This is a genomic window from Actinomadura alba, from assembly GCF_014323705.1.
In the GTDB taxonomy this organism is placed as follows: domain Bacteria; phylum Actinomycetota; class Actinomycetes; order Streptosporangiales; family Streptosporangiaceae; genus Actinomadura_C; species Actinomadura_C alba.
Map to the genome: position 1 here is coordinate 41302 of NZ_JABVEC010000019.1, position 17167 is coordinate 58468.

Sequence of the window (17167 nt, forward strand, 5' to 3'; positions counted from 1 at the left end):
CCGAACAGGGCCCACGGCGCGGACTTCTCCCATCGGACCAGGTCAGACGCCGCCGCACCGTAGACTGCACAGAACAAGCAATCGGGCCCCGGTGCTTGCCGCACCGGGGCCCGCTACGTCACTGTGGGGGGCAGTATTTTGTCGCCGTCCCCGAGTGGGCGAGGAGGGATTTGAACCCTCACGTCCTTGCGGACACACGGACCTGAACCGTGCGCGTCTGCCGTTCCGCCACCCGCCCTGGGCGCGTGGAAAGGTTAGCACGGGTAGGACACCGGGCTGGAACGTGCATGCTTCCTGCGAACCTCCGCACGGATACGATCGTCTAGCAGTGGGGAAGGGAGGTGCCCGTGGGTGTCCTACAGCGCTTCGAGCGACGGCTCGAGGGCATGGTCGAGGGTGCCTTTGCGCGAGCCTTCAAATCGGAACTACAGCCGGTTGAGGTCGCGAGCGCCGTACAGCGGGAGATGGACGAGCGGGCCGCGATCGTGGCCCAGGGTCGCACGCTCGTGCCGAACGACTTCGTGGTCGAGATCTCGCCTACGGACGGACAGCGGCTGGCGGTCTACGCCGACAGCCTCAGCCAGGAGCTCGCCAATCTGGCGCGGGAGTACGCGAAAGAGCAGGGGTACTCCTTCGTCGGCCCGGTGCGGGTGCGGTTCGAGAACGCCGGCGATCTGGCCACCGGGATGTTCCGCATCCGGTCCGGCGTGATCCGCGGCTCGACCGTCGAGGGCGGCGAGATCCGGCAACCGAGGAGTGATCTGCCGCCCGGCCGGCCGGGCGTCTTCGGCGGCCGGCCACGGCTCCTCGTGACCACGGCCGGTGAGGGCGGCGGCGACGGCGTGCAGCGGTCGTACGACATCACCACTCCGGTGACGCTCCTCGGCCGAGGAACAGACTGCGATCTACGCCTGGTCGACCCGGGAGTATCACGGCATCACGCCGAGATCCGCGTTGAGGGTCCCGAAATAGTCCTTGTGGACCTAGGGTCGACAAACGGTTCATTCATGAACGGGCAGCAGATTCGGCGCGTCTCACTCGTCGACGGCTCTCGGATCACGATGGGCCGCACGACCCTTGTGTTCCGCCGCGATAGGGAGTAGCCCCGACTCCGATGACCGCACTGACCCTGACTCTCATCAAGCTGGCATTCCTCGCGGTGCTGTGGCTTTTCGTCATCGCCACTGTCGGCGTGATCCGGGCCGACCTGTTCGGCTCGAAGGCCGCCACGAGATCGGCATCGCGGCCGGCCAGGCAACCGAAACCGCCCAGGCAGCAGAGGGCACCCGCCCGGCCCAGCAGACAGAGCGGGCCCAGCAAGCTCGTTGTGACTCAGGGCGCCCTGCAGGGCACCACCTTCGACCTCGGAGAGGCTCCTATCACCATCGGCCGAGCCAATGACTCCACACTCGTGGTCACCGACGACTACGCTTCGAGCCGACATGCCCGGATTTTCGCGCAGGACGGCCAGTGGATCGTGGAAGATCTCGGTTCGACCAATGGGACCTATCTCGGACGCTCGAGAGTGACCCGGCCCGCACCGGTGCCTCTCGGCGTCCCAATCCGTATCGGCAAAACCGTCCTTGAGCTGCGCAAATGAACATAGGAATTCGTTACGCCGCCCGGTCCGACGTCGGCATGCTGCGCGAGGGCAACGAAGATTCCGCCTACGCGGGCACCCGGCTGCTCGCGGTCGCCGACGGCATGGGGGGCCATGTCGGAGGCGAGATCGCCAGTGCCGCTGCCATAAACGCCCTGCGCAAGCTCGACACCGACGTCCCCGCCGCCGAACTGCTCGCGGCGCTGGAACACGCCGTCAAGCAGGCCAACGAGAACCTGCACCGCATCGTCGAGGGCGACCCGACGCTGCAGGGCATGGGAACGACGCTCACGGCGATGTTGTGGGCCGGCAGCCAGATCGCGCTCGTCCACATCGGCGACTCCCGCGCCTACCTGCTCCGCAACGGCGAGCTCTTCCAGATCACGCACGACCACACTCTCGTGCAGTCCCTGGTCGACGAGGGCCGGATCAGCATCGACGAGGCGGCCGTGCATCCGCAGCGCTCTCTGCTGCTGCGGGCCCTCGACGGTCGTGGCGAGGTCGAGCCCGACCTGTCGCTGCGCGAGGCCAAGGTCGGCGACCGCTATCTGCTGTGCTCCGACGGCCTCTCCGGCGTGGTCAGCGCCGAGACCATCCACCAGGTGCTCACCGGCGTCGCCGATCCCGAGCAGGCCGTACGCCAGCTCATCGACCTGGCCAACCGGGGCGGCGGGCCCGACAACATCACGTGTGTCGTGGCCGACGTGGCCGACCTGAGCCAGCAGCCACCGGCCGTACGGCCGGTGGTGGCGGGTGCGGCGGCCAACGCGGCCGGGGGTCCGCCAGGACCGGCGGGCGGTGGCGGACCGGCTCCGGCCATGGTCGAGGACACCCCCGCGCAGCGCGCCAGGCAGCTCGGTGACACCATGCCGCAACCGCCGATCGCGGTCGACGAGATGCCGCCACCGGCACCCGCGCCGGCCATGGCCGGCGCCGCCGACTCGCTGCGCAGGCCGCCGCAGGCGACGAGGAAGCGGCGGAGCTGGACCTGGCTGGTCGTCGCCGTCGCCGTCTTCGCACTGCTGGTCGTGGGAGGCGGCTTCGCCGGTCTGCAGTACCTGCGCAGCGTCTACTACGTGAGCGCGGACAAGGGCGTGGTCACGATCTACCAGGGCTCCCCTGATGGAGTCCTGGGCCTCGACGTGTCCAAGAAGGCCAAGGAGCAGCCGTCACCACCGGTTCCGATCGGCGACCTTCCCGCCGACCGGGGCAAGGAGGTGACCGACACGATCCAGGTCGACGGAGGCCTGAACGCGGCGAAGAAGACCGTCAGCGAGCTCCGCGCCGCGCTGTGCCGCTACACGGTCGCGGTCGACGGCGCCGACGTGCGGATCTTCCAGGGCCGCGGGCAGGTGGAGAAGGGCTGCAGCGGCGCCTCGATCTCCGGAACCCCGGTCCTCAAGTTCAACGACCTGCCCGACTCCGACAAGGAGGACGTCCGCAAGGGCATCGCCAGCGAGAGCCGTGAGGGCGCGCAAGCCACCCTGGCCGAGCTGATCGCCAAGCGCGACACCTGCCGCGACACGCCCAACGCCCTGCGCGACTGCCCGAAGTAGACATCATGAGCTCACCGTCCGAACCGGCCCCCCAGACACCGCGCACAGGCGCCTCGCTGACCCTGCTCGTCTTCGCGATGGTGGTCACGCTCGCCGCCTTCGCACAGGTGGGGCTGGCCCGGGACGGCGGCCTGCCGAAGGGCCTGTTCTTCTATTCCGTCGCGCTTCCGGTGCTGGCGGGCACCGCCTATTACGTCGTCGCCAGGTTCACCCCGTACGCCGACCCGGTGCTGCTACCGCTCGCGGTACTGCTCAACGGGATCGGGCTGGCGATGATCTACCGTCTCGACCTGGACACGAGCCGCACCAAGATCGCCGCCGTCGCGGCAGGCCAGAAGCTCGCCGAGGACGAGGCCAAGGCGCTCACGCAGCTGCAGTGGACGTTCATCGGCATAGCGCTCTTCGTCATCGCCATGATCATGATGCGCGACACCAAGGGCGACCAGCGCTTCACGCTCACACCCAAGACGCTGCAGCGCTCCACCTACACGCTCGGCGCCCTCGCCATCCTGCTGCTGATCCTGCCGATCGTGCCGGGCATCGGCGGCGAGGTGAACGGCGCCCGGGTCTGGGTCTTCATCGGCCCGTTCTCGGTCCAGCCGGGCGAGTTCGCCAAGCTGCTGCTCGTCGTGTTCTTCGCCGGTTACCTGGTGAACAAGCGGCAGGCGTTGTCGCTGGTCGGCAAGAAGATCGGCTTTCTCTCCCTGCCGCGCGCCCGCGACCTCATGCCGATCCTGGTGATCTGGCTGATCACTCTCGGCGTGCTGTTCGTCCAGAAGGACCTCGGCACCGCGCTCCTGTACTTCGGGCTGTTCGTGTCGATGCTCTACATCGCCACCCAGCGGATCTCCTGGGTGTTCATCGGCACCGGGCTGCTGGCCCTCGGCATATTCGTGGCCACGCTGATCCCGTTCCTCGGTCACGTGAACCAGCGCATCGACATCTGGCAGAACCCCAAGCCGTACTTCGATGGCGGCTGCCTGCTCGACAGCGGCAAGGTGGTGTCGGTGGCCCCCGACACTCTGAAGCCGGGCGAGAACGGCTTCGGCAAGTGCCTCCAGTTGGGCGGCGAGTACGCCGACAGCGCCCAGTTGCTGAAGGGCATCTACGCGCTCGGCGAGGGCGGCGTGCTCGGCACCGGGCTGGGCCAGGGCGAGCCCTGGCGCACACCGCTGTCGTTCAGCGACTTCATCTTCGACTCGCTCGGCGAGGAGCTCGGCCTCACCGGTCTCATGGCACTGCTCGTCTGCTACGCGTTGATCGTGCAACGCGGCATGAAGACCGCTCTCGCCGCGCGCGATCCCTTCCTCAAGCTGTTCGCCGGCGGCGTCTCGTTCGTCCTCGCCCTCCAGGTATTCGTGATCGTCGGGGGGGTCACCCGGCTGATCCCGTTGACCGGGCTCACGACGCCGTTCCTGTCCCAGGGCGGTTCGTCGCTGATGGCGAACTGGATCTTGATCGCGCTACTGATCCGGATGAGTCACGACGCGCGCAAGCCGCCCCCCCAAGCCATCCAGGACGAGGGCATGACGCAGGTCGTGATGACACGATGAGCAAACCCGCGAACCGGCGAGGGAGCGCCGCTCCCGGCGCGCACTGTCGCATCGCCCCGCTGACCGGGCGCACGATGCAGGGAGCGGAACCATGGATCTAGACAAGCCACTGAGGCGCGTGTCGATCTTCGCGCTCCTGCTGATCCTCGCCTTGATGATCAACGTGAACTACATCCAGGGCAGTGAGGCCGAGAACCTGCGGAACGACAAGCTCAACTCCCGGCAGTACGCCGATGTCTTCAACCGCGACCGCGGCTCGATCATCGCCGGCTCCGAGACGCTCGCGTCGTCCAAGGAGAGCGGGAAGAGCAACCCGAAGTACCAGCGGGACTACAAAGAGGGCCTGATCTTCTCGCCCGTCACCGGGTTCTTCTCCTCGAACGGGGGCCAGTCCGGCCTCGAGGTGGCCTACAGCTCGCTGCTCGACGGCCAGGACAAGCGGCTGACCGCCAAGCGCTGGTTCGACTCCTTCATCGGCAAGCCCACCAAGGGCGCCAACGTGGTGACCACGATCGACCCCCGGGCGCAGCGCGCCGCCTACAACGCCCTGAAGGGCACCACCGACCGCCGCGCGGCCGCGGTCGTCATGGACATCAAGACCGGCGCCCTCAAGGTGGTCGCCTCCTACCCCTCGTTCGACCCGGAGCGGATCGCGCCACAGACCGGGGAGAAGGGCTCCAAAGAGCTCCAGCGCCTCGACAAGGCCGACTTCAAACCGCTGGTCAACAAGGCGCTCAACGAGACCTTCCCGCCCGGTTCGTCGTTCAAGACCGTGGTCGCGGCGATCGAGATGACGGAGAAGGGGCTCAACCTCAACAGCACCGTCCGGACCGATCCCCTGATCCTGCCCGAGACCGGGCGGCGGCTGCCGAACTCGCACGAGGGCGGGGCGTGCAAGCAGACCGCACCACTGATCAGTGCCTTCGCCGAGTCGTGCAACACGACGTTCGGCCGGATGGCGCTGGACATGAAGGCGGCCACCCTGAACTCGGGCGCGGCGAAGTTCGGCTTCGGCAAGAAGATCCCGGTCGAGCCGGACCTGCTCAGCGCCGAGAGCGACGTCCCGACCAAGGAGCCGACCGGCCAGCCGCTCGGCGGCGACAACCTCGGCCGCAGCGGCATCGGGCAGGCGAACGTGCGGGCCACTCCGCTGCAGATGGCGATGGTCGCGGCCGCGGTGGCGAACAAGGGCAAGATCATGAAGCCCTACCTCGTGGACAAGGTGCGGGCGGACGACCAGTCGGAGCTCTACAGCGCGAACCCCCAGGAGTTCGCCCAGGCCATGAGCAGTGGCGTCGCCGACGATCTCAAGCAGATGATGCTGGCCGTGGTGACCACCGGCACCGCCACGAACCTGCAGGGCCGGAACATCGCCGGCAAGACCGGCACCGCCGAGACCGGCATCGGCAGCCTCAACAGCCGGTGGTTCGTCGGCTACAGCCCGGTCGAGAGCCCCCGCTACGCGTTCGCCGTCGTCACCGAGGGCCCCGGGTCGGCCGCCACCAACGCGGGCAACCTCGCCGCGACGATCATGTCGGCGGTGCGGCGTTGAGCGAGCCGATACGGCGCCCCGCCGACGAGCGGGGGGCACCATGACCGAGCAGCTCCTGCTCAACGACCGGTACCAGCTGGACGAACTGCTGGCCACCGGCGGAATGGGCCAGGTGTGGAGTGCGACCGACCAGCTTCTCGCCCGCTCGGTCGCGGTGAAGCTGCTGCGCCCCGAGTACGTGTCCGATGAGGCGGCCCGCAGCCGGTTCCAGGCCGAGGCGAGGTTCGCCGCGTCGCTGCACCACAGCGGCATCGCACAGGTGTACGACTACGGCCAGCAGGACGATCTCATCTTCCTGGTCATGGAGCTGGTCCCCGGCGAGCCGCTCTCCAAGATCATCGCACGTACGGGCGGGCTCGACCCGGAGGCCACCCTCGATCTTGTCGCACAGGCCGCCCGCGCCCTGCAGGTGGCGCACTCCGCGGGGATCATCCACCGTGACGTCAAGCCCGGGAACCTGATGGTGACCGGCGACGGCACGATCAAGGTCACCGACTTCGGCATCGCCCGTGCTGCGGCGGTCAGCACGCTGACCCAGACCGGCATGGTCATGGGCACGGCGCATTACGTGTCGCCGGAACAGGCCTCAGGTCAGGCGATCACGCCCTCCACCGACCTGTACTCGCTCGGTGTGGTGGCGTTCGAATGCCTCACCGGCCGGCCGCCCTTCGACGCCGACACGCCGGTCGCGATCGCCCTTCAGCACGTGCGGGACTTCCCGCCCGCGCTGCCCCTCGACATTCCGGCACCGGTGCGTGAGCTCGTCCGGCAGTTGCTGGCCAAGAAGCCCGCCGACCGCCCGACCAGCGCCCAGGAGCTGGCCGACCAGGCGTACGTCATCCGCGAGTCGCTGGCCACGGGCCTCGACCCGGCCGAACTTGACGATGCCACGAGGTCGGATACCCTCACCGTCGAGCCGGACGAAGCCGAGGGGCCGGATCTCCCCGGCAGCGGGAGCACCACCGATGGACAGCTCACCACCGCACAAGAGGTCACCGGGGGCGCCGACACCGACCAGGTCGACGCCGTACAGCACCGGTCCCCGTTGCTGCTGGCCGCAGTGGCCCTGGGTATCGTGCTGCTGGGCGTGATCCTCATCACGTCCCCGTGGCAGGAGCGGCAGGGCGCCGGCCTCAACGGCAACGACAGCGACGTCCCGGCCTCGACCGGGCCGGTCATGCAAGGCGATCTGACCGATCCGAACCCGGTCGGTTCGAGGCCTTCGCCCGAGGCCACCCCGTCTCCGCAGACCGCAGGGACGAACGTGCCGACGTGGAGCCCGTCCCCCACCCTGAGCGCCACGCCACGACCGACCAGATCCCAGACAACCAGCCCCAACCCGACACCGCCCGATCCGGAACCGAGCGCTGAGCCGTCGATTCCGGACCCAGATCCGACAAGCAGTGGCGGATCGCCACTAGGTTCATAGCAATGCTGTAGACGACAAGGGAATGTGCGAGACATGACTCAGCCTCGGCTACTCGGTGGCCGCTACGAGCTCGATGGTGTCATCGGGCGCGGTGGCATGGCCGAGGTCTACCGTGCCCGAGACCTCCGGCTGGACCGTGTCGTGGCGGTCAAGACGCTCCGCTCGGACATGGCCAGGGACCCCACGTCCCAGGCGAGGTTCCGGCGTGAGGCACAGTCGGCCGCGTCGCTCAACCACCCGTCGGTGATCGCCGTGTACGACACCGGCGAGGACATGCTGGGCGATCTGCCGGTCCCGTACATCGTCATGGAGTACGTCGAGGGCCACACGCTGCGCGACCTGCTCCAGCAGAGCCGCCGGCTCCGGCCGGAGCGGGCGATGGAGATCGTCGACGGCATTCTGCGGGCGCTGGACTACAGCCACCGCGGTGGCATCATCCACCGGGACATCAAGCCGGCGAACGTGATGATGACCCGTGACCACGAGGTCAAGGTCATGGACTTCGGCATCGCCCGTGCCATGGACGACTCCGCCGCGACGATGACCCAGACGGCTCAGGTCATCGGCACCGCCCAGTACCTGTCACCGGAGCAGGCCCGCGGTGAACGCGTCGATGCCCGCAGCGACGTCTACTCGACGGGCTGTGTGCTGTACGAGCTGTTGACCGGGCGGCCCCCGTTCCAGGGCGACTCCCCCGTGTCGATCGCGTACCAGCACGTACGGGAGGAGCCGATCCCGCCGTCGCAGCTCGACCCGCAGATCCCGCCGTGGGCTGACGCGATCGTTCTCAGGGCGATGGCCAAGAGCGCGGACGATCGCTATCAGAGCACCTCCGAGATGCGCGCCGACATCCAGCGGGCCCTGCAGGGCCAGCCGGTCTCCGCGGCCGCCACGATGGCGATGAGCGGCACGCAGGTCATGGGCGCCGCGCCGCCGGCCCGCACGCAGATGCAGCGAGCCACCAACACCGGGTACGACCTGCCTCCCGTCCGCTACGACCAGGAGGACGAGCGTTACGGGGGCAACGGGGGCAACGGCAAGAAGGTCGCGATCTGGATGCTCGTGGCGGTGCTGTTCCTCGGCGGGGCGGCTCTGATCGGCGTCCTGATGACCAATGGCAACAACTCCGGCTCCGAGACACAGCAGGTCGCGGTGCCCCAGGTCGTCGGACTCGACCGGGGCGAGGCGGTGAAGGCCCTCGAAACCGCCGGGCTCCAGGCCGACACCAAGGAGGTCTTCGACGACTCCACGCCCAGCGGGAAGGTCATCAGCGCCGACCCTGCAGAGGGTAAGAAGGTCGATGCGGACTCGACGGTGACGCTGACCGTCTCCAAGGGCAAAGAGGTCAAGGAAGTCGAGGTCCCCGACGTCGAGGGGCAACCCGCGCAGGCGGCCAAGGCCGAGCTCACCGCGGCCGGCTTCGAGGTCGTGACACGGACACAGGCGTCCACGTCGGTGCAGCGGGGCATGGTGATCAGGACGACCCCCTCGGGCGGCAGCAAGGCCGAGGAGAAGTCCAGGGTCGTCATGTACGTCTCCACCGGCCCGCAGGAGACGACGGTGCCGAACCTCGTGGGTCTGCAGAAGAACGACGCGCTCAGGCAGCTCAAGAACGCCAAGCTGCGGGCCGAGGTCAGGGAGGCCCCGCCTGAGGGCGACGTGCCCGAGGGAACCGTCTTCCGGCAGAGCCTGCCGGAGGGCCAGAAGGTCCCGCCTAACACGACCGTGATCATCTTCGTCGCGAAGGCCCAGGAGCAAGAGCCGCCTCCGGACCCGGGCCCGACCATCACCTTCCCGGGCCAATGACGTGAAGGAGGGCTTCCGCCACTCGGGGGCAATGGCGGAAGCCCTCCTAGGTGAGTCGTATCAGCGGGCCGCGGTGTTACAGAGTCTGCCGAGCCAGTTTCCGAAGAGCCGGTGGCCGCCCTCGCTGAGCACCGACTCGGGATGGAACTGAACGCCCTCGATCGGCCGCCGGCGATGCCGGAGGGCCATGATGGTCCCGTCCTCGGTACGGGCCGTGATCTCCAGTTCGCCGGGAACGGTCGCCGGCTCCACGGCCAGCGAGTGGTACCGGGTGGCCGGGAACGGGTCCGCCAGCCCTGCCAGTACCCCCTCGCCGCCGTGGTGGATCAGGCTGGTGTAGCCGTGGAGCAGGGCGGGCGCGCGCGACACGACGGCCCCGTACGCCACCGCGATCACCTGATGGCCGAGACAGACGCCGAGCAACGGCCGCCCGCTCTGCTCGGCGGCGCGCACCAGGTCGACGCAGACACCGGCTTCGGACGGATGCCCCGGACCGGGGCTGAGCAGCACTCCGTCCACATCCCGTGCGTCGGCGAGAGTGACGTCGGAGCGGTCAAGCACCACGCAGTCGGCACCCAGTTCCAGCAGGTACTGGACGATGTTGTAGACGAAGCTGTCGTGGTTGTCCACGACGAGGACCCGTGGCCTCCGCCCGGCCGCCACCGCGCCACTCGCCGTGTTCATGGGCGCGGGCTCGCGGGGGTGGAGGTGTGGTGGTCGATGACGCCGCGGTCGAACTGGACCTTGGGCTCGACCCAGGGGAACACCAGGTACCAGAGCAGCCCAGCGATGATCATGGCCAGGGCCACGGCGGTCGCGGCCCTCGCCGGGGCCGTGCCGGGCAGATGGCGCCAGATCCACGCGTACATCAGGCACCCCCGGCCGGCGTGCCGGGCTTCGCTCGCGGCAGCCGCTGCGCCAGCTCGCCAAAGATGATCAGCCGCTTGGCGGCGGAGAACTTCGGGTGGCACGTGGTGAGCGTGATGAGCCGCTTGTCGGCCGCCCGCTTGGGATGGAAGGGTACGGCCGCGGTCACGCTGACCTCTCGGGGAGAGACGATCTTCTGGTCGGTCACCTTGTAGACGAACTGCCCCTCGCGGGTGTCCACCAGGATCCGGTCACCGTCGCGGAGCTCGTCGACCCGGTTGAACGGGGCGGAGTAGGTGGTCCGGTGGCCGGAGACGACGAAGTTCCCCTTCTCGCCGGGCATCGCCGTCCCCGGGTAGTGGCCCGGTCCCTTGCGGAGGTCGCCGAGGTCGACGCCCTCGACCACGACGTAACGGAACCTGTCGCCGAACCGGGGGATGCGCAACAGGGCCATGCCGCTGCCCAGCTTCACCTTCTCGGTGGTGACCTTGGGCCGATCCCAGTCCTGAGCGAGCTGCCTGCTCAGCTGGTCTTGTTGATCCTGGGTGTAACGGCCGGTGCCCCACAGTTCGTAGGTGACGAAGAACAGGAGGACGATCCCTGCGGTGATGCAGAGCTCGCCGACACCACGGATGAGCGCCCGCATTAGTCCATACCCCCGCAGCTACGTCCCGTCGCTCTCGCCGGCGGCCGGCACGGTCGCGTGTTCCATCGTCACGTTGCCCGTGTAGGCGGGGAGGGTGACGCGATCGAGGGTCTTCACTCCGTATCCGAGGCCATACTCGGTGACATATTCCTTGTAGGTCGCGATGTCCGGGGAGGCGTCGAGCGCGGCCCTCAACCGGCCCGGATCACCCACAGCGGTGATCCGGAAAGGCGGAGAGTAGACGACGCCTTGCAGAATCAGCGTATTGCCAACACACCTGACGGCGCTGGTCGAGATCAGGCGTTGGTCCATTATTTGCATGCCCTCGGCACCGCCCGCCCACAGGGCGTTCACCACCGCCTGGACGTCCTGCTGATGAACCACCAGGTCATCGGGGTTGGGCTTGACACCGCCGCGCTTTCCACCGGACCGTTGCGGCGCGTCGTCGAGCGTCACCCGCAGGCCACGGCCCTTGACGGGGGTGAATCCGGAGATTCCCGCCAATCCGTCGGCTCGTACTTGTGCCTGCTTCACCCGCTCGTCGCGCCGGCCGGTCTGCCGTGAGATGGTGTCGACATCACGGTTGAGTCGCTGGTACTCAGCGCGTTCCCGCTGGTTGCGACGCTGCTCGGCCGTGATCAACTGGGTGAGCCTGGTGCGGCCCGCATCGCGGAGATCAGTGCCTCGTGCCGTGTTCGCACTCGCCGCGAACAACGCGCCCGCGGTAAGTGTGAGGATGGGAATGATGCTTCTCCACGTCTGACGCCGTACGCTGCTCACCAGCGACTACGCTATCCGACAAACCACCCATGAGTGGGCCGGCGCGCTGCCGACGCCCGCCCGAGGAGACCGATCCACAGTGGCCAAGTCCAAAGTGCGCAAGAAGGCCGTCTACACGCCACCGCAGAAGTCGCAGAAGGTCCAGGTCAGCCCGCGCTGGCTGGCACCTACGATGATCACGCTATGGCTGGCCGGACTGGCCTGGATCGCGACCTTCTACGTCACGGCGAGCACCGACACCAACATTCCCGTGATGAGCGATCTCGGCAACTGGAACCTCGGCATCGGATTCGCCGCGATCATTGTGGGGCTGGGGCTCGCCACTAAGTGGCGGTAACGGGTACCCACGTTCGCCGGTGATCAATCCACGAATTTCGTCCACAGCCTGTGGATAACCTGGATGTGATCCCCAGGTTATCCACAGGTCCGCCCACCGCCGTGATCTCACGGACCTCCGGCGAACCCCTGAGAGAGTACGGCTAGACGCCGCTCAGCTGTGTGGTGAGCTGGCCGACGCGGATGGCGATCAGTACCAGGAACACGGCGGCGACCACCACGGTCGCGCCGAGCTGGACGAGCTGCTGCCGGTTTCTCGGCGCATAGGCGTACGCGTACGCCAGCAGCGCGCCCGTCACCAGTCCACCGACGTGTCCCTGCCAGCTGATGCTGGGGAACGTGAAGGTGATCAGCAGGTTGAGGCCGATCACCACGGCGATGCCCCGGGCGTCGACCCGCATCCGCCTGGAGACCACGAAGATCGCGGCGAACAGCCCGAAGACCGCACCCGAGGCACCGGCCGTGTTGGTGTTCAGCGGCGCGAACAGCAGGGCACAGACCGAACCGCCGAGCGCGCTCAGCAGGTAGAGCGCCCCGAACCGCAGCCGCCCGAGCCACTGCTCGAGCGGCTGCCCCACCATGTACAGGGCCCACATGTTGAACAGCAGGTGCACCGGCCCGTAATGGAGGAACGCCGAGGTCACGAGCCGCTCGTACTGACCGTCCGCGACGGCCGGCGGCCACAGCCCGTAGCGCCCCTCGACATTGGTCCCGGCGTACTGAAGGAAGAACGCGACGACGTTGACGGCGATGAGCGTGTACGTCACCACGGGCGTCGTCGAGACCCGGCCGCCGAAGACCGTGCGCGGTGCCCGGACGGTCCTGTTGCCTTCCTTCACACACTCCACGCACTGATGGCCGACCGCCGCTTCGCGCATGCACTCGGGACAGATCGGGCGATCACAGCGCGTGCACCGGACGTACGTCTCCCGCTCGGAATGGCGGTAACACGTCGGCTTGTCCGCCTCCGCCCCGGAAGGGGGCTGCGGGTCAGTGTTCATTGCCTCGTCTCCGGCTCTGCGCTGTGGTTGCTTCCCTACCTCTATTACGACTGGCGGCGGTCGATCGTCACCGATTCGATGGCGATGTCGTTGACCGGCCGGTCCGACCGGCCCGTCCGCGCGGTCGCGATCTTGTCGACCACGTCGGTGCCCTCGATGACCTCACCGAAGATGGTGTGCCGGTTGTCGAGGTGCTTGGTGGCCACGACGGTGATGAAGAACTGCGAGCCGTTGGTGTTCGGGCCGGCGTTGGCCATGGCGAGCAGGTACGGCCGGTCGAATCGCAGGCCCGACTGGAACTCGTCGGCGAAATCGTACCCGGGCCCGCCGGTGCCCGTTCCGAGCGGGTCACCGCCCTGGATCATGAAGCCGTCGATCACCCGGTGGAAGATCGTGCCGTTGTAGAGCGGCGCGTTCGACTTCTGCTCGGTGCGCGGGTCGAGCCATTCCCTCGTGCCCTCGGCGAGACTGACGAAGTTGTCGACGGTCTGCGGAGCGTGCTCGGGGAACAGCCGGATGACGATCGGACCCAGCGTCGTGCGCAGCGTGGCGACCAGCACCTCCGAGCCTCCCGGTCCCCCGAATCCTCGATTGGTTTGTTCAGCCACGGAAGACTGCCTCCTCTTTGTCGCGGACAAGTCGCGCCTGGAAACAGCGCGTGACCGCATACTCCCACGCCAGAGGTTTACCTTGCGCGCTCAGGGAAGGCTGAGGGTCAGGACCCCGCAGATCCGGGAGGTTAGCGTGTCCTTCAAGGAAAGATACCGCCCGTCGACACGGGTCAAGATCGACCGTGAGCAGTTGCAGCGGATGCAGGAGCTGAGCAAGGAAGGTGCCCATCGGGCCAGGGAACGCATCGGTCCCACCACGCAGGTCGCGCGTGAGATCGCCACGGAGCGGATGCTCGACGCCAGAGAGTGGAGCGCACCGCGTCTGGTGCGGGCCGCACACTACGTCGAGACCGAACTGGGCCCACGGGTGGGCACGCTGCTGACCAAGGCGGCCGACAAGGTCGAGCCGCCGAGACGTCAGCGGCAGAAGCGCAACACCGCGATGATCACGTTGGCGGCCGCCGGTGCCATCGGCGCGGTCGGCGCGATGGTGAGCCGTCGCATTCCCACGAACTCTCCGAAGCACTCAGAGGACGTGCTGCAGCCGTCCCCGACGTCAGCGGATGGGCAGGCTCGCATTCCTTGATCAACTCTCGCTGAACAGCGACGCACACAGGAGGACCCGGCGGTCGGACCGCCGGGTCCTCCTTGTCGTCCCCTCTTGCCGCCGGGACGGTTCCCCCGCCGGCCCGTGTCCTGCGCGGCCGCCTCGGTGCGCCGGTCCGGGGCGAGACGGCCCCGGTCATCCGCCGTCTAGGTGGCCTGTACCGTGTGCGCCATGCCGATCAGGGACAAGGTCGCCGCATCGATCCGCCGCAAGGTCACCGTCGCCGTACACCGTGGATGGGAGTGGCTGGCGCGTCATGGCGAGATCACTCCGAGCACGCCCGGCCGGCTCCGGTTCGCCAGGCTGGGCGACGGCGCCTGTATCGGCTTCCCCGTGGGCACGATCTACGGCGAGCGATGGATCTCCGTCGGAGACCATACGCTCATCGGGCCGCACGTCACGCTGTCGGCGGGTTTCGGACCCGGGCTCGACCTCGGGCCGAATCTGATCGTCCGAATCGGCGACAGCTGTTCCCTGGGCCGCGGCAACCAGATCATCGGCCACCGGTCCATCGAGATCGGCGACAACGTCTTCACCGGCCCGAACGTCTACATCACCGATCAGAACCACAGCTACGGCGATCTCGACACGCCCATCGGCCGGCAGTGGCCGGAGAACAACCCGGTGCTGATCGGCGACGGTTGCTGGCTGGGCACCGGCGCGATCATCCTGCCCGGCACCCGCCTCGGCCGGAACGTCGCGGTGGCGGGCGGCGCCGTCGTCCGCGGGGAGTTTCCCGATCACTGCGTCGTCGCCGGCGTGCCCGCCAAGATCGTGCGGCGGTACGACCCCGAAGAGGGCTGGCAGCCGCCACTGCGCGGTGGTGCCCGGCTGGCCTCGGCGGACGAGCTCGCGGCGCTGACGGTCGAAGAGCTCGAGGGCCTGCAACTGCTCCAGGAGCGGCTCCGCGAAGAGGCCGGCTGAACCGCCGTCACCCCCAGCGTGATCATGCAGTTAAGGCGCGACGCTCATGCCACATTCCGCGAAGGCGCGAACAATTGCATGATCACGGCGGGGTGAGGCGGGGTGAGGCAACATGATCACGGCGGGGCGTCAGCCCTGGTGGGAGGGGCGCGGCCGGCGGCGGTCCGCGCCACCGGTGGGCCGCTGCTCCTGGCCGCGCTGGCCATGGCCCGTACGCGGCTTGTACGAGTGGCGGTCGCCGCCCTCGCCCGAGCCGTCGCCGGACCAGCCGCCGCGCCGCTCGCCGCCTCGGCCCCGGCCGCCGAAACGGTCGCCGCCGCCCCAGCCCTGGCCCCGGTTGCCGCGGCGCTCACCGGGCCGGCCGCGGCCCGAACGGCCGGCGGAGGTGCGGATGATCGGCTCGGTGATCGGCTCGCCGCTCGGCGGGCGCGCCCCCGTGAGCCGGACCAGCTTGTCGTCGCCGGCCATCACCTTCGTACGGGTCGGGTCGATGCCGGCCCGCCGCGTCATGGCCGCCGTCGCGCGTACCTGGTGCGGCAGCACGAGGGTGACGACGGTGCCGCTCTCGCCCGCTCTGGCCGTACGGCCGGCGCGGTGCATGTAGTCCTTGTGGTCGGCGGGCGGGTCGATGTGCACGACGAGGCTGACGTCGTCCACGTGAATGCCGCGGGCCGCGACGTCGGTCGCGACGAGCACGCTGATGCTGCCCTCGCGGAACTCGGCGAGGGTGCGCGTGCGCAGGTTCTGGCTCTTGCCGCCGTGCAGGGCCCCGGCCCGCACGCCCACCTGCGCGAGCTGCTTGGCCAGCCGGTCGACACCGTGCTTGGTGCGGGCGAACAGGATCGTGCGGCCCTCACGGTTGGCGATCTCGGCGGTGATCGTGTTCTTGTCCCTGGGGGCCACGAGGAGCAGGTGGTGGTCCATGGTGTCGACCGACTCGTCGACGGGGCCGATCGCGTGGGTCACCGGGTCGTTGAGATAGCGCCGCACCAGGACGTCGACGTCCTTGTCCAGGGTGGCGGAGAACAGCAGCCGCTGACCGTCCGGGCGCACCTGGTCGAGGATGTCGGTGACGTCGGGCAGGAAACCCATGTCGGCCATGTGGTCGGCCTCGTCGAGAACCGTGACGGCGATGTCGCCGAGATCACAGGCGCCCTGCCTGAGCAGGTCCTTGAGCCGGCCCGGGGTGGCGACGAGCACCTCGACCCCGCGGCGCAGCGCGTCGATCTGACGGGGCATCGACGTCTGGCCGATGACGGTCTTGAAGCGCAGGCCGACGCTGCGCCCGAGCGGCTCCAGGTTGGTCTGGACCTGCATCGCGAGCTCGCGGGTGGGGACCAGGATGAGGGCGCGTGGACGCTTGGGAGCCGCCTTCTGCCCGGCGATCAGGGCGAGCAGCGGGAGTCCGAAGGCCAGCGTCTTGCCCGAGCCCGTCTTGCCGCGTCCGAGCACGTCTCGCCCGGCCAGCACGTCGGGGATGCAGGCCTCCTGGATCGGGAACGGTGACTCGATTCCCTGGCGGGAGAGGGCGGAGACGAGGGGGGCAGGCAGGCCGAGCTGGGCGAACGTGGGCGTGTCTGACACGTAGAACCTTCCGAGAGGGGGCACGTCTCGGGAGGCACCACATTCGATCGGTGGGCTGCAAGGACGAGCCGGGCGCGCTCAGCGCCGCAAAGGGTGATTGCCTCAGTCTAACGGTGGGGGTGTGCCTCCTTATGCCCGGAGGGCCGAAAAAGATCTTTCGAGTCGCGCCGGGCCGGCGTCCCGCGGCGGGCGCCGGAAGAGGGACCGCCGAGCCTCGGCACGGTTCGAAACACACCATGCCGTCGGAAGGTGGACATTCCCTGCCCGGTATGGTCAGGCTTGTCGCAAACGACGACATCAACAGGTCCATGAACC

The 17167-nt window shown here is 68.5% G+C and carries 17 protein-coding genes and 1 tRNA gene; 10 read left to right on the plus strand and 8 right to left on the minus strand.

Annotated elements, in window-relative coordinates:
• Positions 1-155 precede the first annotated feature (155 nt).
• Positions 156-238: transfer RNA gene (locus tag HKK74_RS23670), tRNA-Leu, on the minus strand.
• A gap of 109 nt (positions 239-347) precedes the next feature.
• Here HKK74_RS23670 and HKK74_RS23675 point away from each other — a divergent pair.
• The 7 genes from HKK74_RS23675 to pknB all read left to right on the plus strand — a co-directional run bounded on the left by HKK74_RS23675 (position 348) and on the right by pknB (position 9496).
• Positions 348-1103, plus strand: a complete 756-nt coding sequence (locus tag HKK74_RS23675; protein WP_187245524.1) for an FHA domain-containing protein — start codon at positions 348-350, stop codon at positions 1101-1103.
• 11 nt (positions 1104-1114) lie between these two features.
• On the plus strand, positions 1115-1600 hold the full coding sequence (locus tag HKK74_RS23680) for an FHA domain-containing protein FhaB/FipA (RefSeq protein ID WP_187245525.1): 486 nt from the start codon (positions 1115-1117) through the stop codon (positions 1598-1600).
• On the plus strand, positions 1597-3156 hold the full coding sequence (locus HKK74_RS23685; RefSeq protein ID WP_187245526.1) for a Stp1/IreP family PP2C-type Ser/Thr phosphatase: 1560 nt from the start codon (positions 1597-1599) through the stop codon (positions 3154-3156). The genes HKK74_RS23680 and HKK74_RS23685 overlap by 4 nt, the downstream gene beginning before the upstream one ends.
• 5 nt (positions 3157-3161) lie before the next feature.
• Complete coding sequence (locus HKK74_RS23690; RefSeq protein ID WP_187245527.1) at positions 3162-4709, plus strand: FtsW/RodA/SpoVE family cell cycle protein; 1548 nt, start codon at positions 3162-3164, stop codon at positions 4707-4709.
• A 91-nt stretch (positions 4710-4800) separates the two neighbouring features.
• Positions 4801-6261, plus strand: coding sequence for a penicillin-binding transpeptidase domain-containing protein (locus tag HKK74_RS23695; RefSeq protein WP_187245528.1), 1461 nt, complete (start codon positions 4801-4803; stop codon positions 6259-6261).
• A 40-nt stretch (positions 6262-6301) separates the two neighbouring features.
• Positions 6302-7690 carry a serine/threonine-protein kinase gene (locus HKK74_RS23700; RefSeq protein WP_187245529.1) on the plus strand — a complete coding sequence of 463 codons (1389 nt, stop codon included), beginning with the start codon at positions 6302-6304 and terminating at the stop codon, positions 7688-7690.
• Positions 7691-7723: 33 nt separating this feature from the next.
• A complete protein-coding gene (gene pknB / locus HKK74_RS23705) occupies positions 7724-9496 on the plus strand; it encodes a Stk1 family PASTA domain-containing Ser/Thr kinase (RefSeq protein WP_187245530.1) in 1773 nt (590 codons plus the stop codon).
• A gap of 60 nt (positions 9497-9556) precedes the next feature.
• On the opposite strand, the gene HKK74_RS23710 is transcribed toward pknB, so the two are convergent.
• Genes HKK74_RS23710 through HKK74_RS23725 form a run of 4 tightly spaced genes read right to left on the minus strand, consistent with a single transcriptional unit; the run spans position 9557 to position 11651 of the window.
• Positions 9557-10180, minus strand: a complete 624-nt coding sequence (locus tag HKK74_RS23710) for an anthranilate synthase component II (protein WP_187245531.1) — start codon at positions 10178-10180, stop codon at positions 9557-9559.
• Entirely contained in the window at positions 10177-10365 is a 189-nt protein-coding gene (locus tag HKK74_RS23715; RefSeq protein WP_187245532.1) for a hypothetical protein, read from the minus strand. Before HKK74_RS23715 ends, HKK74_RS23710 begins: the two co-directional genes overlap by 4 nt.
• Positions 10365-11009, minus strand: a complete 645-nt coding sequence (locus HKK74_RS23720; RefSeq protein WP_187245533.1) for a class E sortase — start codon at positions 11007-11009, stop codon at positions 10365-10367. The genes HKK74_RS23715 and HKK74_RS23720 overlap by 1 nt, the downstream gene beginning before the upstream one ends.
• 18 nt (positions 11010-11027) lie before the next feature.
• On the minus strand, positions 11028-11651 hold the full coding sequence (locus HKK74_RS23725) for a DUF881 domain-containing protein (RefSeq protein WP_246491916.1): 624 nt from the start codon (positions 11649-11651) through the stop codon (positions 11028-11030).
• Positions 11652-11868: 217 nt separating this feature from the next.
• Between HKK74_RS23725 and HKK74_RS23730 the strand changes: the two genes are divergently transcribed.
• Positions 11869-12126, plus strand: a complete 258-nt coding sequence (locus HKK74_RS23730; RefSeq protein ID WP_187245535.1) for a cell division protein CrgA — start codon at positions 11869-11871, stop codon at positions 12124-12126.
• Positions 12127-12268: 142 nt separating this feature from the next.
• Here HKK74_RS23730 and HKK74_RS23735 read toward each other — a convergent pair whose 3' ends face one another.
• Together HKK74_RS23735 and HKK74_RS23740 are read right to left on the minus strand one after the other, a co-directional pair.
• Positions 12269-12964 carry a rhomboid family intramembrane serine protease gene (locus HKK74_RS23735; RefSeq protein WP_312881698.1) on the minus strand — a complete coding sequence of 232 codons (696 nt, stop codon included), beginning with the start codon at positions 12962-12964 and terminating at the stop codon, positions 12269-12271.
• 206 nt (positions 12965-13170) lie between these two features.
• Positions 13171-13734 carry a peptidylprolyl isomerase gene (locus HKK74_RS23740; protein ID WP_312881700.1) on the minus strand — a complete coding sequence of 188 codons (564 nt, stop codon included), beginning with the start codon at positions 13732-13734 and terminating at the stop codon, positions 13171-13173.
• A 136-nt stretch (positions 13735-13870) separates the two neighbouring features.
• Between HKK74_RS23740 and HKK74_RS23745 the strand changes: the two genes are divergently transcribed.
• Together HKK74_RS23745 and HKK74_RS23750 are read left to right on the plus strand one after the other, a co-directional pair.
• Complete coding sequence (locus HKK74_RS23745; RefSeq protein WP_187245538.1) at positions 13871-14323, plus strand: hypothetical protein; 453 nt, start codon at positions 13871-13873, stop codon at positions 14321-14323.
• Between the two features lie 192 nt (positions 14324-14515).
• A complete protein-coding gene (locus tag HKK74_RS23750; RefSeq protein ID WP_187245539.1) occupies positions 14516-15268 on the plus strand; it encodes an acyltransferase in 753 nt (250 codons plus the stop codon).
• A 129-nt stretch (positions 15269-15397) separates the two neighbouring features.
• Here the strand turns inward: HKK74_RS23750 and HKK74_RS23755 are convergent, their stop codons facing one another.
• A complete protein-coding gene (locus HKK74_RS23755) occupies positions 15398-16852 on the minus strand; it encodes a DEAD/DEAH box helicase (protein ID WP_312881701.1) in 1455 nt (484 codons plus the stop codon).
• Positions 16853-17167 lie beyond the last annotated feature (315 nt).

Bases quoted from the DNA above. Each gene is read 5' to 3' on its own strand.
- HKK74_RS23680 (WP_187245525.1), top strand. From the start codon at position 1,115: ATGACCGCACTGACCCTGACTCTCATCAAGCTGGCATTCCTCGCGGTG.
- HKK74_RS23685 (WP_187245526.1), top strand. From the start codon at position 1,597: ATGAACATAGGAATTCGTTACGCCGCCCGGTCCGACGTCGGCATGCTG.
- HKK74_RS23690 (WP_187245527.1), top strand. From the start codon at position 3,162: ATGAGCTCACCGTCCGAACCGGCCCCCCAGACACCGCGCACAGGCGCC.
- HKK74_RS23695 (WP_187245528.1), top strand. From the start codon at position 4,801: ATGGATCTAGACAAGCCACTGAGGCGCGTGTCGATCTTCGCGCTCCTG.
- HKK74_RS23700 (WP_187245529.1), top strand. From the start codon at position 6,302: ATGACCGAGCAGCTCCTGCTCAACGACCGGTACCAGCTGGACGAACTG.
- pknB (WP_187245530.1), top strand. From the start codon at position 7,724: ATGACTCAGCCTCGGCTACTCGGTGGCCGCTACGAGCTCGATGGTGTC.
- HKK74_RS23710 (WP_187245531.1), bottom strand. From the start codon at position 10,180: ATGAACACGGCGAGTGGCGCGGTGGCGGCCGGGCGGAGGCCACGGGTC.
- HKK74_RS23715 (WP_187245532.1), bottom strand. From the start codon at position 10,365: ATGTACGCGTGGATCTGGCGCCATCTGCCCGGCACGGCCCCGGCGAGG.
- HKK74_RS23720 (WP_187245533.1), bottom strand. From the start codon at position 11,009: ATGCGGGCGCTCATCCGTGGTGTCGGCGAGCTCTGCATCACCGCAGGG.
- HKK74_RS23750 (WP_187245539.1), top strand. From the start codon at position 14,516: ATGCCGATCAGGGACAAGGTCGCCGCATCGATCCGCCGCAAGGTCACC.